This window comes from Saccharothrix sp. NRRL B-16348 (genome assembly GCF_001280085.1).
Taxonomy (GTDB): Bacteria; Actinomycetota; Actinomycetes; order Mycobacteriales; family Pseudonocardiaceae; genus Actinosynnema.
The window spans coordinates 159,041-175,177 of sequence record NZ_LGED01000068.1; the positions used below are offsets into that span (position 1 = coordinate 159,041).

The 16,137-nt window shown below is 70.9% G+C and carries 9 protein-coding genes; 4 read left to right on the forward strand and 5 right to left on the reverse strand.

The genetic code is table 11. The features are described 5' to 3' along the window. Positions 1 to 4: 4 nt before the first annotated feature. The 3 genes from ADK67_RS09720 to ADK67_RS09730 all read left to right on the forward strand — a co-directional run bounded on the left by ADK67_RS09720 (position 5) and on the right by ADK67_RS09730 (position 3,730). The gene (locus tag ADK67_RS09720; protein WP_053716064.1) at positions 5 to 1,291 is read left to right on the forward strand and encodes an ABC transporter substrate-binding protein; all 1,287 of its coding nucleotides are present in this window, start codon (positions 5 to 7) and stop codon (positions 1,289 to 1,291) included. A gap of 263 nt (positions 1,292 to 1,554) precedes the next feature. Further along, positions 1,555 to 2,706: an enolase C-terminal domain-like protein gene (locus tag ADK67_RS09725; RefSeq protein ID WP_053716065.1), complete on the forward strand. Its 1,152-nt coding sequence runs from the start codon at positions 1,555 to 1,557 to the stop codon at positions 2,704 to 2,706. Between the two features lie 85 nt (positions 2,707 to 2,791). Continuing rightward, the gene (locus ADK67_RS09730; RefSeq protein ID WP_053716066.1) at positions 2,792 to 3,730 is read left to right on the forward strand and encodes a pectate lyase family protein; all 939 of its coding nucleotides are present in this window, start codon (positions 2,792 to 2,794) and stop codon (positions 3,728 to 3,730) included. 81 nt (positions 3,731 to 3,811) lie between these two features. On the opposite strand, the gene ADK67_RS09735 is transcribed toward ADK67_RS09730, so the two are convergent. The 5 genes from ADK67_RS09735 to ADK67_RS52325 form a co-directional block, all read right to left on the reverse strand. After that, entirely contained in the window at positions 3,812 to 4,555 is a 744-nt protein-coding gene (locus tag ADK67_RS09735; RefSeq protein ID WP_053716067.1) for a sulfite exporter TauE/SafE family protein, read from the reverse strand. Then, complete coding sequence (locus ADK67_RS09740) at positions 4,552 to 5,895, reverse strand: MBL fold metallo-hydrolase (protein ID WP_053716089.1); 1,344 nt, start codon at positions 5,893 to 5,895, stop codon at positions 4,552 to 4,554. The genes ADK67_RS09735 and ADK67_RS09740 overlap by 4 nt, the downstream gene beginning before the upstream one ends. Before the next feature lie 99 nt (positions 5,896 to 5,994). After that, a complete protein-coding gene (locus ADK67_RS09745; RefSeq protein ID WP_053716068.1) occupies positions 5,995 to 6,735 on the reverse strand; it encodes a GntR family transcriptional regulator in 741 nt (246 codons plus the stop codon). A 154-nt stretch (positions 6,736 to 6,889) separates the two neighbouring features. After that, a complete protein-coding gene (locus ADK67_RS09750; RefSeq protein ID WP_082403333.1) occupies positions 6,890 to 10,720 on the reverse strand; it encodes a galactose-binding domain-containing protein in 3,831 nt (1,276 codons plus the stop codon). Between the two features lie 159 nt (positions 10,721 to 10,879). After that, a complete protein-coding gene (locus ADK67_RS52325) occupies positions 10,880 to 13,399 on the reverse strand; it encodes an eCIS core domain-containing protein (RefSeq protein WP_063797548.1) in 2,520 nt (839 codons plus the stop codon). Between the two features lie 143 nt (positions 13,400 to 13,542). Here ADK67_RS52325 and ADK67_RS09760 point away from each other — a divergent pair, with 143 nt between their 5' ends. After that, positions 13,543 to 16,059: a tetratricopeptide repeat protein gene (locus tag ADK67_RS09760; RefSeq protein WP_053716070.1), complete on the forward strand. Its 2,517-nt coding sequence runs from the start codon at positions 13,543 to 13,545 to the stop codon at positions 16,057 to 16,059. The last annotated feature ends 78 nt before the right edge of the window (positions 16,060 to 16,137 follow it).

A 16,137-nucleotide genomic window follows, 5' to 3' on the forward strand; every position in this document is an offset into this window, starting at 1 on the left:
CATCATGAGAAAACTGCTGGTCGCCGTGGCCGCCGCCGCCCTGGCGCTGTCCGCCTGCTCGTCCGGGGGAGGTGCGGGCGCCGACGGGAACGTCACCATCACGTTCTGGGACAACAACGGCGGCCCCGCCCGCGAGCCGATCTACAAGGAGCTGATCACGCGCTTCGAGGCCGCGAACCCGAACATCAAGGTCGAGTACGTCGGCATCCCCAGCGCGTCGGTGCAGCAGAAGTACGACACCGCCATCGCCGGCGGCGAGACGCCCGACGTCGGCGGCGTGACCACCTCGTACCTCGCGCACCTCGTCGGCCAGGAGGCGCTGGCGCCCCTCGACGACCGCATCACCGGCGGACCGCTGAAGGACAAGCTGCTCCCGTCCCTGGTCGAGACCGTCCGCCAGACCGCGCCCGACGGCAAGCTCTACATCGTCCCGTCCTCGGCCAACATGGACATCATCTGGTACCGCACCGACTGGTTCAAGGACGCGGGTCTCGAGGTCCCGAAGACCTGGGACGAGTTCATCACCACCGCGGAGAAGCTCACCGACACCGCCGCGAACAAGTACGGCTACACCATCCGCGGCGGCGCCGGCTCCGTGTTCCAGCTGATCACCGAGGCCTACGCGTACTCCGGCGTGGACAACTTCTTCAAGGACGGCAAGAGCACCCTCAACGATCCCGCCAACGCCGAGCTCGTCGACAAGGTCGCCGACCTCTACAAGAAGGCCACCCCCGAGGCCGACGTCAACAACAGCTTCACCCAGATGATCGCCCAGTTCACCGGCGGCTCCGTCGCGATGATGCACCACAACCTCGGCTCGTACAGCGACGTGACCAAGGCCCTCGGCGACAAGGTCGCGGCGATGCCGCTGCCCGTCGGCCCGAGCGGCAAGCGGACCGTCGTGCCCAACCCGACCGACGGCTTCGCGGTGTTCAAGAACAGCGAGAACCAGGACGCCGCCTGGAAGTTCGCCGAGTTCCTGACCTCCGCCGAGTCCAACAGCTACTGGAACGAGAAGGTCGGCCAGATCCCCGCCAACACCGACGTGCGCAGCGCCGCGTGGATCGACACGGCCGCCCACGTGAAGATGGCCCTCGGCGTCCTGGAAGACCCGGCCACCGTCCTCGTGCCCGCCCCGGTCTACCTGCCGCAGTACTCGTCCATCACCAAGACCGACAGCGAGCCCCAGTACCAGAAGGTGCTGCTCGGCGAGCTGACCGGCCAGCAGTTCCTGGACGAGATGGCGAAGAAGCTCACCGAGGCGCAGAAGGAGTGGGAGGACCGCAAGTGACGTCGTCCCCTCTGGCGAGAGGGGACTCTCACCCTCACGGATGAGACTTCCTGTTTCACGGCCGACCGCGGAAGGAGGACCCTTGCCTGCTCACGTCAGCTCCACCGGCGGCAACCGCTCGACCGGCGGCCAGGATGTTCCTCGCCGCGTTCGCCGTTCGCATACTGATCACATTAGCGAGGGGATGTCATGAACAGGGCTTCGTCTCACCCGATCGAGATCGGTCCTCGCGCCGAGGACCGCGACCGCCGGCGGAGGTCGCTGTGATCGAGCGCGTCGAGGTGTCGGTGTTCACGACCACCGCGTGGACCGCGGTGGACCCGCACGGGCACCGGCACCCGAGCGCCGAGCACGAGATCCGCGAGGCGCTGCTGGAGATCACCGACTCCGACGGCGTGGTCGGACGCGTGCAGGTGCACCCCGACCAGCTGCGGCCCGCCGTGCTCGACTCGATCGTGCGGCCCGTGCTCCTCGGCGCGGACCCGTGGGACCGGGAAGGGCTGTGGCGCAAGATGGCGCGCAAGCAGCGCGGCTCCCACGGCCGGTTCACCGACCGGGCGCTCGGCTACGTCGACACGGCGTTGTGGGACCTGGTGGGCAAGAAGGTCGGGCAGCCGGTGTGGAAGCTGCTCGGCGGCGCCCGGTCCCGCGTCCCGGCCTACGCCAGCACCATGTGCGGTGACGAGATCCCCGGCGGGCTGAGCACGCCCGGCGACTACGCGGCGTTCGCGAAGCAGCTGGTGGAGCGCGGTTACCAGGCGATCAAGCTGCACACGTGGATGCCGCCGGTGCCGGGCGCGCCCAGCGTGCGCGCGGACATCGCGGCCTGCGAGGCGGTGCGCGAAGCCGTCGGTCCCGGTGTCGAGCTGATGCTCGACGCCAACCACTGGTACTCGCGCACCGAGGCGCTGGAACTGGGCCGGGCGTTGGAGGAGCTGGACTTCTACTGGTTCGAGGAGCCGATGGAGGAGGCGTCGATCAGCTCCTACCGGTGGCTGGCCGACCAGCTGTCCATCCCGGTGATCGGCCCGGAGGTGGCGTGGGGCAAGCACATGACCCGCGCCGAGTGGATCACCTCCGGCGCGTGCGACATCCTGCGCGCGGGTCCGACCGACGTCGGCGGCATCTCGCCGACCGTGAAGGCACTGCACCTGGCCGAGGCGTTCAACATGGACTGCGAGATCCACGGCGACGGCTCGGCGAGCCTGGCCGTGCTCGGCGGCACCGACAACGGCCGCTGGTACGAGCGCGGCCTGCTGCACCCGCTGCACGACTTCGACCGCGTGCCGCCGCACCGGCTCTCCCAGGCCGACCCGCTCGACGCGGACGGGCACGTCACCCTGACCTCCTCTCCCGGTCTCGGTGACGAGTTCGACGTCGAGCACATCCGCGAGCACACCGTGGAGAGGTGGTGAGTCCGGTGTAACCCCTCGGTCGCCGCCACGTGGCAGTTCCCGCCGCCGGTTCCCTTTTCATCCACAGTCGTATGGAGGAAACCGCATGTCCCGCAAGATCTCCCGCGCGCTGCTCGCGACGACGGCCCTGGCCGCGTCCGTGATCATGGCGCCCTCGGCGAACGCCGCGTCGTTCAACCTCCAGGGTTGGGCCACGCAGTGCGGCGGTACCACCGGTGGCGGCAGCGCCTCGCCGGTGACCGTCAGCACCACCTCGGCGTTCGTGTCCGCGGTCGGCTCGTCCAGCACCTCTGTGATCCGTGTGTCCGGCACCATCTCGCTGTCGAGCATGACCAAGGTGGCGTCGAACAAGACGATCATCGGTGTCGGCTCGGGCGCCACCATCACCGGGCACGGGCTGAACGTCTCCAACGCGTCGAACGTCATCATCCGGAACCTGAACTTCACCAACTGGGCGGACGACGCGATCAACGTCCAGTACTCGACCAGGGTCTGGATCGACCACAACAGCCTGCGCAACGGCTACGACGGCGCGATCGACATCAAGCGCGCGTCGGACTGCGTGACCGTGTCGTGGAACAAGATCAGCAGCCATGACAAGACGATGTTGCTGGGGCACAGCGACGACAACGGTTCCGAGGACCGCGGCAAGCTCCGGGTGACCTACCACAACAACTGGTTCGACGGCACCAACCAGCGCCACCCGCGGGTCCGCTTCGGCAACCCCGTGCACGTCTACAACAACTACTACGGCGGTGTGACGTCGTACGGTGTCGCTTCCACCATGGAGGCGGGCGTGCTCGTCGAGGGCAACTACTTCGAGAACACCCGCGACCCGTTCCACCGAGGTGAGGGTTCGTCGCCTGCCGCGAACCTGTTGGCACGCAACAACCACCACGTCAACTCGGGTGCGGGTCAGCAGGGCGGCACCGTCAAGGCGATCCCGTACGGCTACTCGCTCGACAGCGCGAGCAGCGTGAAGTCGACCGTGCAGAGCGGTGCGGGCGTGGGCAAGGTCGGCTGACAACGCGACCGCGCCCTACCGTTTCGGCGGCCTCTGGCTACTCTCCCAGCCAGGGGCCGCCTCCTTGTGGTCGGCGTGCGTTCAGCCGCAGAGCACGTCCGCGCCCATGACCACGGCGACGGCCAGCAGCAGCCCCGCGAACACCCGTTGCAGCGTCGTCGCGCGGACCTTGCCCGCGAGCCGCTTCCCGTCCCACGCACCGAGGAGCGCGGTCGCGGCGAACGGGCCGAGAAGCGTCCAGTCCAGCAGGGCGAGGTCGCCGAGCCGGGCGGCGAGCGCGGCGCCCGCGTTGACGGTGATCACCAGCAGGCTGGTGCCCACGGCGGCTCGCAGCGGCACGGACAGCACGCCGACCAGGGCGGGCACGGCGAGGAAGCCGCCGCCCACGCCGAGGAACCCGGTCAGCGCGCCCAACCCCGCGCCGACGCCGGCGGCCCGGACGGGGCGGACCTGGCTCGCCGGTGGGCTCGGCGCCCGGAGCACCGCCACCGCCGCCGTCGCGGCCACCACGCCGAACGCGCCGGTGAGCACGGCGGCCGGGACGTGCCGCGTGAGCACGCCGGTCGCGACGGCGGGTGCCATGCCCGCTCCGGCGAACAACGTGCCCAGGCGCCACCGGACCGCGCCGGCGCGGGCGTGCGCGGTGAGGGCCGTCAGCGAGGTCGCGACCACGACCAGCAGGCTCGCGGTGGTGGCCTGCACCGGGCCGAACCCCATCAGGTAGATCAACGAGGGCACGGCCAGCACGCTGCCACCGCCGCCGAGCGCGCCCAGCGACAGCCCGACCACGGCTCCGGCGACCAGGGCGAGGACGAGCGCCGTCACGGTGCGGTGATCGGCACGCCCGCGTGCGCGGCGTCGGCCCAGTCGTCGTCCAGGTGCACCACGTCGTGCCCGGCGCGGTGCAGCAGGCTCGCCGCGATCCCCGCCCGGTAACCGGAGGCGCAGTGCACCCAGACCTCGCCCGGCGGCACCTCGTCCAGGCGGCGGACCAGGTCGGGCAACGGGATGTTGGTCGAGCCGGTGACGTGGCCTTCGCGGTGCTCGTCCGTGCGGCGGACGTCCAGCACGACCGGTCGGTCCGCCCGGGTCAGGTCGGTCCAGGTCGCCCGGCGGTAGCCGACCAGCGGGTGGCCGGGTGCGATGCCGTCGGCCGGGTCGCCGATCGCCGCGTCCGGGCGGTCGATCCCGATGCGGGAGAGGTCGCGGACGGCGGCCCGGACGTCCTGCTCGGAGCCGACGAGCGTGACCGGTTCGCCCCACGGCAGCGTCCAGCCCAGGTAGGTGGTGAAGCTCCGGCCGTACTCGAAGCCGACCGTGCCGGCCAGGTGCCCGGCCGCGAACGCGACCCGGTCGCGCAGGTCGACCACCCACTGGCCGCGCTCGATCCGGGTCTTGAGCTCGTCGGCGTCGAGGGGTTCGGGCAGGGAGAGGTCGGGGGCGTCCGGGCCGAGGCGGTTGAGCGGGGCCATGTGCGAGTAGTACGACGGGTGGGCGGTGAGGTTCCCGATCAGGGTCCGCACGAAGTGCTGCTCGTCGTGGTCGGTGAGGACGTGGTTGGACCGGCGCTGCTCGGCGATGGTGGACCCTCCGGTGACGACGGTGGGCCCGGAGGAGCAGAAGCTGCCGAAGCCGTGGGTCGGGTGGAGGGTGGCGTCGTCGCCGGCGTGGTCGGCCAGCGCGCGGGCGGAGCGGTACTGGGCGTGGGTGAGGTCGGTGGTCCTGTCCGGTGCGACCAGGTCGGTGCGCCCGACCGAGCCGAACAGCAGGTTGCCGCCGGAGAACACGGCCCGCCGCCCGTCGTGCTCGACCACGTAGGCCAGGTGGTGCTCGGTGTGGCCGGGGGTGGCGACGGCGGTGACCGTCATGGAGCCGACGGCGAACTCGTCGCCCGGGTTGGTCGGGTGGCGCTCGAACGCCACGTCCTCGGCCGCGGACACCAGGTAGGTGGCGCGGTGCCGGCGAGCCAGCGCGAGACCGCCGGTGACGTAGTCGTTGTGCACGTGGGTCTCGGCGACGTGCGTGATCCGGACGCCCAGCCGTGCGGCCACGTCCTCGACCCGGTCGACGTCGCGCTGGGGGTCGATGACCAGCGCCGACCGGCCGTCGTGGACCAGGTAGCCGCGATCACCCAGGGCTTCGGTGCTGATCGTCTCGACGTCCATGAGCGCCTCCGTCATTTGTCCGTACATTAGGCGGACGCGCGGCAGGAGGCAATGTGCTGCGGAGTGAGGTGGCTAATGTCCGGACATCTCGCGGGTCGTTCAGCGTGGGCGGGTGGCCGTGGACTCGGTGGTCACGGCGTACCGGTCGCCGCGCACCATCGTGTGGCGCCACTCCACCGGGCGGCCACCGGCCCGGCCGAGTCGGTGGATCGACAGGCACGCCACGTCGGGCCCGCAGTGCAGCAGGGCGCGTTCGGCGGAGGTCGGCACGACGGCCTTGATCGTCTCCCGGCTGTGGTCGAGCCGGACACCGGTGCGCTCGGCCAGCACGGCGTAGAGGCTGGTGCGGGTGAAGTCGGCGTCCAGCAGCGGCGCGGCCAGGTCGGCGGGCAGCCACGCCCGGTCGATCGCCAACGGGGCGTCACCCGCCAGCCGCAGTCGTTCGAGGTGAACCAGCGGGGTGGAGCCCTCCAGGTCGAGTTGGTCGGCGATCACGCCGTCGGCCCGGACGTCGAGCACCCGCACCACGCTGCGCTGCTCCAGCCCGGCGGCCTCCACCGAGGCGAACAGGCTGTAGAGGGTGTCCAGGGGCTGCACCACGTCGGCGGCGGGGCTGACTCTGGGCTGACGGCCGCGTTCGGCGACCACCAGGCCATCCGCCCGGAGTTGGTGCAACGCCTGGCGCACGGTGTGCCGGCTGACGCGGTAGTCGTCCACCAGCGTCAGCTCGCCGGGGAAGCCGGTGTCGAACTCGCCGGAGCGGAGGCGGGCGACCAGGTCGTCCTGCAACTGCCGCCAGAGCGGCGCGCCACCGGACCGGTCGAGCGTGCGCGCGACCATCGGCCCCTCCTCCGTCCGGCTTTCGTCCGCCCCAAATGTACGGACCACGCCCGACTCCGGCGTGCTCAACCCGGGAACGGCCGGACCGGTCGAGATCAAGGACGCGCGAAGCGCCGCCCCGGGTGGACAGGGCGGCGCCTCGGAAACACGCGGACTACGGGTTGACGGTGAGGGTGAACGTCGAGGTCAGGTTGCGGATGTTCTCGACGTTGTTGTCGAACCGCAGGTTGTGGAACGTCGCCGAGCCCACCGCCGGACCCTGACCCGCCTCCGGCAGCTCGTTCGCCCACACCCCGATGCCGGACTTGCGCTCGAACTGGTCGCCGCTCAGCCGGGCGCCGGAGATCGAGATGTTCGTCAGCACCGTGTCCTGCACCGGGTTCTCCGGCGTCGACCCGGTGTACTTGGTCTGGAACATGATCCCGGCGTACGTCGGGTCGATGATGTCGACGTCGCTGACCCGGATGCCGCGGAACGGCTTCGAGGCCGAGAACATCCAGATGCCAGGGAACGTCTGCCCGTTCCAGAAGTGCCCGCCGGTGCGCACCAGCGTGATCCCGCTGAACGTCGTCGGCTCCGGGCCGAAGCCGTTCATCGGGTACCCGAAGTCCAGCGAGCTGATCGTGACGCCCGAGTAGGTCAACGTGTCGGCGACGTAGATGTTGCGGAACGTGTTGAGGAAGCCGCCGTACACCGCCAGACCGGCCGCGCGCCAGGTCGTCAACGACGACAGGTTCTCGTACACGTTGTTCTTCTCGTCCGCGCCACCGGCGTCGATCGCGGAGAACAGCGCGAAGCTGTCGTCACCGGTCGAGCGGGCCTCGATGTTGGCCACCCGGTTGTCCGTGCTGCCGTTGGTCATGTTGACGCCGTCGGCGAACATGTTCCGGATCCGGGAGTCCTTGATGGTCATGAAGTCGGTGTTCGCGCCCCAGTAGAGGCACACCATGTGCTCGGCCCACACGTTCTCGATGGTGATGTTCGAGACGTTGGCGAAGTCGAACACCTTGCCGGGACCGTCGATGCGGGACGTGTAGTTGCCGAAGAACGCGAACCCGCTGAACGTCGACCCGTTCACCGACTGCTCGGCCCGGAACCCCGCGTCGGTGTTCTCCTGCGTGGTCGGCACGACGAACTTCGTGAACCACGGTCCCGCGCCGATCACCCGCACCGGCTTGCCGTACACCTGGAACTTCTGCGCCGTGGTGTACGTGCCGGCCGGCAGGTACACGCCGAGCAGGGTGCCGCTGGTGTCCATGCGGAACCGGTCGAGCGCGTTCTGCACGTCCTGGTGCCCGAACCCGGTCGGCGTGATGTACCGGGCCGGGTCGGGGTTCGCCCGCGCCACCGCGTGCTCGAAGTCGACGAAGTCGATGGCGTAGTTGGTGGTGTTCGCCGCGTCCTTCTGCAGCTTGATCTTCGTGCCGGCGGGGAACGTGCTGTTCAGCAGCACGCTCGCCTCGTCGTAGATGTGCCGCGGCCCGCCGGCGCCCGGCGAGTTGCCCGGTGACGCCTCGTTGCCGTACAGCCAGATGTGCCGCGACGTCAGGCTGATGGCCTTGTGGAACGACCCGTTGACGTACACGTTCAGCGTGGCGTCGATCCCGCCGCCGCCCGCCGAGTCCGGGATGGAGAAGCGGGTGACGAGGGTGTTGGTCGGGCCGCCGGTGGTGAACTCGACCGACGAGCCGGTGCTGTTGAGCGTCACCGCGCGTCGGCCGGACGCCTCACCGGCGAGGTCGCCGATGGTGCGGTTCGGGCCGATCTTCTGCGCGCCGCCCGCGGTGACGGCATCTTCGGCCTCGACGTGCTCCCACGGCACGTTCGCGCCGCGCCCGACGAACAGCGACTGGGTGCTGACGTTGTTCGCCTGCCGCGCCGCGATCTCGTTGGCGTCCACCGCGACCTCGGCGCGCAACGTGTACTTGCCGTTGGCGGCGGGCCAGGTGCCCAACGTGATCGGCGCCGCCGCCTGGCCCGGCTGGATCACGCCGGTGTGGCTGCCGGTGAACGTCCGCACGGTCGCGCCCGTGGTGGCGTTGACGAGCGTGAGCGTGACGCCGTGCGCGCCGCTCGCCGTGGCGATCGAACCCTCGTTGCGCAGCACCACGGTGAAGGTGGTGTTCTGGCCGTTGGCCGGGTTGTTCGGCGACCAGCTCAGCGCGCCGACCAGGTCCGAGCTGGGCACGGGCGTGACGACGAGGGCGTTCGGGTGCAGGCGGGCGTTGTTGGCCTCGTTCTGCTCGACGACCTTCTTCGTCTCGTCGACCTTCGCGGTGTAGGAGTAGGACCCCGAGCCGCGCGGGCCGATGTTCGCGGTGACGGTCGCCGACGCGCCGGCCGCGAGAGCGCCGACCTGCGCCGTGCCGACGGCGGCGTCCCCGAGGAAGAACGTCACGTCGGTCGCGCTCGACGCCGCCGTGCCCGCGTTGCGCACGGTCGCGGACAGCGTGATCGGGTTCGTCTCGACCGGGCTCGCCGGGGTGAACGACGTCGCGCTCACGGTCAGGTCCGGGTTGGGCGCGGCCACGCCGAACACCTGGAACTCGGCGACCTGGCCGCCGGGCGCGCCGGTGTTGGACGTGATGCGCAGCTGCACGTCCGCGACCCGTGCGGTCAACGGGATGGTGACCGCGTTGCCGGCGGCCGGGTTGAACACGTAGTCGCGCGCGGCCACCAGGTTCGTGAAGCCGGCAGCGCTCTGCTCACGGCCGAGCACCTGGATGTTCTGGGTGCGGGTGCCCCACGCCGACGCCGGGTTGAGCTTGAGCACGACCGAGCTGACGTCGGAGTTCGCGCCGAGCTGCGTGGTCAGCGTGTTCGGGTAGGTCGCGCCTTCCCAGTACGTGGTCACGTCGTCGTCGTTGGCGTTCGTCGCCACGAAGGTGAACACGTGGGACGAGGACGTGATCGGCCTGCCCTTGGCCAGGTTCGCGCCGGAGTTCGGCGAGCCGGGCCGGGTGACGGAGGCGCTGGGCGGCGACTGGTTGCCCGCCGCGTCCTTGGCGATCACGTGGTAGGTGACCGCCAGGCCGTCCGGCTGGGAGTCGGTGTACGTCAGCACGGTGCCCGCGACGCTCGTGCGCAGCGCGCCGTTGGCGTAGACGTCGTAGCCGGTCACGCCGGTGTTGTCGGTGGACGCGGCCCACGTCAGCCTGACCTGCTCGGACTGCGGCGAGGTGTAGGCGAGGCCCGTCGGCGCGGACGGCGCCTGGGTGTCGCCGGTGGTCGGGCCGTGCACCTCGAACTCCGAGACCTGCCCCGCGGGCCACGCGGTGTTGCCGGTGATCAGCAGCCGCACGTACCGGGTGGTGGTCGCGGTGAACTGGATCGTCACCGTGTTGTTCGAGGTCGGGTTGAACGCGTGCGACGCCGACGGGACGAGGTCGCCGAAGTTCTGGCCGTCGGTGCTGTGCTGCACGGCCAACGTCTGCGTGCGCGCGCCCCAACCGGCCGTCGGCAGCTTGAGCACCACCCGGTCGACCTTGAGCGCCGCGCCCAGGTCGGCCCGCAGCCACTGGGGGAACGCGTTGTTGGCGCTCTCCCAGTAGGTGGCCTGGTTGCCGTCACCGGCGTTGGACGCCTGGTAGACGTCGTTGTGGCTGCTCGCGCTGTACGTGGCGGCGAGCGCGGCGGTGGCGTCGACGGCTCGGCGGACCTCGATGTCCTCCACCGGCGTGCCGTCCACGCGCATGTAACGCACGAGCGTGGGGTCGAAGTCGAACGTCTGGCGGTCGCCCTCGCGCGGTGCGGACGGCACCAGGGTGGCGAACCCCTTGCCGTCGAGGCTGGTCTGGACGGCGAACGTGGTCTCGTCGTCCGGCAGCGCCAGGCGGACCTGGTCGATGCGGGTCGGTCCGCCGAGGTCGAGCACCCCGGTCGACGGCGCGGCCTGAGCGGCAGGGGGGCTCAGGGTGAACGCCGTGAGGGACAGTGCGAGCAGGGAGGCGGCAAGGCGCGAACGGGCGCGTGTCGTCGTTGACATCGTCGTGCAGGCCCTTCTCTTAGGGCAGTTCCGAGGCTCTTGTCAGAAAGTTCCGTACACTTGTCGATTTCTTGCGTAACCGGATCGCAGCGTTGCAGAGCCCCGGCGGGAAAGTCAACGGTCAGACGTCCGAGTAGGCCATCCGCACCAACACGGCCGCTAGAAGGGATCTTCGGAGTCCTTGCCCCGCTTCTTCCACAGCGTGAGCGCCTTCTCCGGGTCGGCCTCCGAAAGGCCGGCCTTCCCGAGCACGCCGGGGTACGCCCCGTCGATGACGGCCAGGTGGTTCTGCATCAGGGCCAACCGCTGCGCGTGGTCCAAGTCCTCCTTCACGTCCAGCAGGCCGAAGATCGCCACCTGGTAGTCCTTCTGCCTCATGTCCTCCTTCTTGCGTCCCCGTTTCCCCGTAAGCAGCATCTTCCGGTAGGTCCCCTCACCGCTGCCCTTGGTGTCCGCCACGTACCGCGTCACGCCCGGGATGATGTTGAGCCGCTCGAGGATCGCGCCGACGGCCTGTTGCAGCAGCACCGCCTGGGTGCCGGCCGGCTTGTCCACCGCCGCGGCCGTCGTCGCCCCCACCAGCCGCACCATGGCGGCCTGAACGGTCGCCTCGTCGACCCGCGAGCCGCCCTCGTCCGGCGCGGGAGCCGCCGGCTCGGCGATGTGCGTGCCCGCCAGGTCCTCGGCGAGGCCACCGACCTCGTCCTCCTTCTCCTGGAAGGGTTCCAGCCGCTGTGCCGTTCGCTTCACGTGCTCGACCAGCCCGGGCAGCTCCTTGACCGCGGCGGTGACGTCCTTGTGCACCAACCGGGTGCGGATGAAGTCCACGTGCGCGATCCACGCGGTCGTGTGGGCGCCCATGGTCCCGGGGAACGGCGACGCGGCACGTCCCGCCGACCGCATCTCGGTGATCGTCCCGCCGTCGTCGATCACCAACTGCGTCGCGATCCCCGGCCTGGCGGCCCGGGCGCCGGTCGCTTCGTCGACGTCCAGCTCGGCGTCGCCGACCTCCGGTTCGACGTCGTCCTCCAGCTCCTGGTCGGTCTTCCGGAGACGCGAGCTGATGGCTTTGCCGACCTTCTTGGGACTGTCCACGACGTCGGAGAGGATGCCCTTGCTCTTGTTCTTGATGCGCTCACCCCGGCCGAGCTTCTTCGTCGGCGCCGGGGGAGGGGTCACGCCGTAAGCGCGCAGGTTGCGTTCGTACTGCTCGGCGAGCACCGTGTTCTTGCCCTTCTCCCGCACCTCCGCGAGACGTGCGAGAAGGCGCGTGACTTCGTTCGCTTTCGCGTCCCGCGCGCGGTCTTTGAGCCCTTCGACCAACTCGTCCTCCGCCGCTTTCAGCGAGCCCCACGCCGCCCGCACCGCGGTGGGGAAGGCCTGCGCGGTGGACGCGACGTGCTGCTCGACCACGGGCTTGAGCCTGTTCGCGACCGTCTCCTCGCCGATCGGGCCGTCCACCGTGCCGGGCGCCACCGCGCTGCCCGGTGTCTCGACTTCGATCGCGTAGGTGACGAGGGCGTCGCTGTCCATCAGGCCGAGCACGGCGTCCTTGATGGCGTCCGTGGAGACGGTGTGGTCGCCCGCCTCGTAACGGTTCAGCGGACGGACCCGCGCGGACTCGCCGGTGCCCTTCCCCCGCGGCTTCCCGGTCGCCTTGATGTTCAAGGTGGACAGCGGCAGCGTCCCGCGGTAGTCGAGGTACGCGCTGATCAGCTGCTGCAGCCGGGGCATGTCCCACTGCTTGCCGTCGGGCAGCTCGTGCAGCCGCTCCAGCTCGTCCTCCGCGTCCTTGAGCAGCTTGGCGTGCTTCCGGTCGGTGTCCAGGTTCGGGCGCAACGCCGCGCCCGGCAGTGTCCTGGCCTCCTGGTAGAGCCCCCACACGCCGTCCGCCGCCTCTTCGGCCGTCTTGCCGTTGATCACCCGGCGCACGGCCTGGGTCAGCACGACGTAGGCGGTGGTGTGGTCGCCCTCGGTGCCGCTGTGCGGTGAGTCGGGGCGACCGGCCGTGATGAGGCTGTCGACCGTGAGCTCGTCGCCCTCGGCCGCCACGACCTGCGCCATGACCTTGCGCTGCACGGTGGCCTGGTCAGCGGGGTGCGCGGTCTCCTGCGGGTGATCGTGCTCGTGCGCCGGGGCGCCCGACATGACCTGGTGGGCCGTGGCCTCGGCCTCCCGCTCGAAGCGGTCGCCGGGATCGCTCACGCGCAGGCCTGTGCCGGTGTCGGTGCCCGCCACCGGGCCCTTGCGCTGCTGGACGACGTGGACCAGCTCGTGCGCCAGGGTGTGCTGGTCGCCGCCGCCGTCGCCCAGGACGACGTGGTTGCCGGAGGTGTAGGCGCGGGCGCCGAGGTCGCGGGCCGAGCGCCGGGCATCCGCGCCGGTGTGCACCTGGACGTCGGAGAAGTCGGCGCCGAGCCGGGACTCCATGTCCGCGCGCACGTGCGGGGCGAGCGGGCTGCCGGGTGACTTGAGCACGTCGCCCACCCCGGCGTCCGCCGCCGGCCGCTCGCCGCGTGATCGCTGGATGACGCGCACCACCGCGGCGTTGCCCGCGGCCCGTTGCAGGGCCAGCAGCGCGTCCGGCGAGTGCGCCGGAGCCTGGATGTCGTCTCGCGACACCGGGACCGAGGAGGTGCCGGGGACGTTCTGGTGATCGGGTTCCTCGTTCGCGCGCATCGTCGGTCCCGTCCTGTGATAGCTCACCACACGGGCTTACCGTTCCGGCCGATCACCGGGGAGGGCGCGGAGGGCAGAACCCGGCCACGGTGCCTGCCCTGCGGGGCAGTCGGCCTCCCGGGCCGGTGCGGGGATCTAGACTGGTGATCATCTGGGAGGTGGCGGTGAGCGACCCGAAAGCGGCGTTCGCGCAGGCGCTGGCGCGGTTGCGGGGACGGCTGCCCGACCTGTCCGACGAGGTGGTGGCCCGGCGCGCGAGCGCGGTCGTGCTGCCGTCCGGCCGGCGCGTCGCGGTGAACGCCCGGCGGCTGGGGGAGTGGGTCGGCGGCCAGTCCGTGCCGCGGGACTTCGACGGTGTGCTGGCCGTCGCCCTCGCGACGGGCGGCGTGCCGAAGCTCGACGACCTGCGTGACCTGTGGCGTGCCGCCCACCAGGACCGCCGCGCCACGCCGAAGTCCGGCCGCGTCGTGGTGGGCCGCCCGCCCAGCGACGCCGCGGCGTTGCGCGACCGCCCGGACCTGGCGGACGCGATCGACGCCGCGCTGCGCACGGCCGACGTCCGCCAGGTCGTCCTCACCGGCCCCGGCGGCGTCGGCAAGTCGCAACTGGCGACCGCCGCGTTCCACCGCGCCCGCGCCGACGTGCTGGTCTGGGTGGGCGCCCGCACCAGGCAGTCCGTGCTCACCGGCTACGCCCGCGCGTGGCGCGCGGTGGCCAAGACGGCCGGCTCCGACGACGAGGCGCAGGCCGACCTGTTCCTCGCCTGGCTGCGCTCCACCACCACGCCTTGGCTGGTCGTGCTCGACGACGTGGACGACCCGACCGAACTGGCCGGCCTCTGGCCCACCGGCGACGGCCGCAGCCTGGTCACCACCCAACGCCGCGACGCGTCCCTCCTGCGCCCGGACGCCCGGGTGATCGGCGTCGGCATGTTCACCCCGGACGAGGCCACCGCCTACCTGTCCGCCCGCCTCACCGTCGACCCGAGGCACGACCAGGAGCACCTGGCCGTGCTCGCCGACGCGCTCGGCTGCTTCCCGCTGGCCCTCTCGCAGGCCGCCGCGTTCCTGATCGACAGCGGGACCGACGTCCCCGCCTACCTGAACCTCCTGGCCGACCGCCGCCAACGCGTCGCCGACCTGTTCCCGCCCACGTCACCCGCCGACGAACACCACGACACCGTCGCGGGCACCGTCCGGCTGGCGATCGAGCGGGCCCAGTCGCTGTCCGCCAACGCGATCGACGTGCTCGGCCTGATCTCGGTCCTCGCGCCGGACGGCATCCCCGAAGCCGTGCTGCTGGACGACGGCCGCAACCTCCCCGCGTTACGCGCGCTGCACCGCCTCAACCTCGTCACGCACCACGGCCGGGTCGAAGCGCACGCCCTCGTCCAACGCGCCGCGCGCGACCTGATCGCCGACCTCGCCCCCGTCGCCGTGAGGGCGGCCGACGTGCTCGAACGGGAGTGGTCGACCGCCGACCCGGACACCGCGGCGGCGCTGTACCGCAACGCCGACGTGCTGCGGTCCGTCGCGGGGGAGCACCTCTGGACCGACGGCATGCACCCCGTCCTCCGCCGGTTGGGTCAGCACCTGGCGGGCATCGGACGGCACACCGCGGCACGTGCCGTCGCAGCGGACCTCCTGACCCACGCCACCGACACACGTGACGTGGTCGTGCTGCGGACCCAAGTGGCCAAGGCGATCGGCGACCTGGGCGACCCGGCCACCGCGCTGACCCACTTCGACGAAATCCGCGCCGTCGCCGAACGAGACCTCGGCCCCACCGACCTGGACACCCTGTGGGCGCGCTTCCACCAGGCCAGCTACCGCCTGGAGACGGGCCTCATCGAGACCGCCCTCGCCGAGCTGACGTCCCTGGTCGAGGCGTGCGACCTACCTGCCGCCCACCCGCTGCTGGTCGCCGCCGAGGACGACCGCGCACTGTGCCTGGGTCTGTCGGGCGACACCACCGGCGCCCGTGACGCGGCCTACGACCTCGTCACCGTGCTGCGGAGGGAACTGGGCCCACGCCACAAGCACACGTTGCGCGCGATGCTGGGCCTGGGCAGGTGGATCGGCGAAACCGGCGACGCGCCAACCGCCGTGGCCACCTACCAGGAAGCCGTCGACGGCCTGGAAGCCGTAGCCGGCCGCACCCACCACGACACCTTCATCGCAAGACACAACCTCGCCTACTGGCGTGCCGTCGCCGGCGACCTGACCGAGGCCATCGCCGAATTCGCCACCGCCGCCACCGCCGCCGAACGCGCCCTCGGCCAACACCACCCCACCACCCTGACCTACCGCGCCAACCTGGTGTTCTGGCAAGGAATGGCAGGCGACAAAGAAGCGCTGACCAACCTGTCCACCCTGCGCCACACCGTGGAAACCGTCTTCGGCCCCAACCACCCCCGCGTACTCCGCCTGAGACAACAACATTCCGAACTCCTCCACCGCGCCGGCCAACATCAAGAAGCCATCACCGAACTACGCGAAGTCCTCACCGAAATGTCCGACGTGCAAGGCCCAAACCACCCCCGCACCAGCGAAGCCGCCAACCTCCTCACCAGCTGGGAAACCACCCCCACCACCACTACCTCCACCACCCCCAACACCCCCACAACGGACCCGCCACCGCACCGCAGAGGCCCGATTTGACATGGGTTCGGGTGCTTTAGGCTGGTCGAAGCCGGCAGGCCTGGCGGGACGCTTTACCCCGCCGGGCCTGCCGGCTTT

Bases quoted from the DNA above. Each gene is read 5' to 3' on its own strand.
- ADK67_RS09720 (WP_053716064.1), top strand. From the start codon at position 5: ATGAGAAAACTGCTGGTCGCCGTGGCCGCCGCCGCCCTGGCGCTGTCC.
- ADK67_RS09730 (WP_053716066.1), top strand. From the start codon at position 2,792: ATGTCCCGCAAGATCTCCCGCGCGCTGCTCGCGACGACGGCCCTGGCC.
- ADK67_RS09740 (WP_053716089.1), bottom strand. From the start codon at position 5,895: ATGGACGTCGAGACGATCAGCACCGAAGCCCTGGGTGATCGCGGCTAC.
- ADK67_RS09745 (WP_053716068.1), bottom strand. From the start codon at position 6,735: ATGGTCGCGCGCACGCTCGACCGGTCCGGTGGCGCGCCGCTCTGGCGG.
- ADK67_RS09750 (WP_082403333.1), bottom strand. From the start codon at position 10,720: ATGTCAACGACGACACGCGCCCGTTCGCGCCTTGCCGCCTCCCTGCTC.
- ADK67_RS52325 (WP_063797548.1), bottom strand. From the start codon at position 13,399: ATGCGCGCGAACGAGGAACCCGATCACCAGAACGTCCCCGGCACCTCC.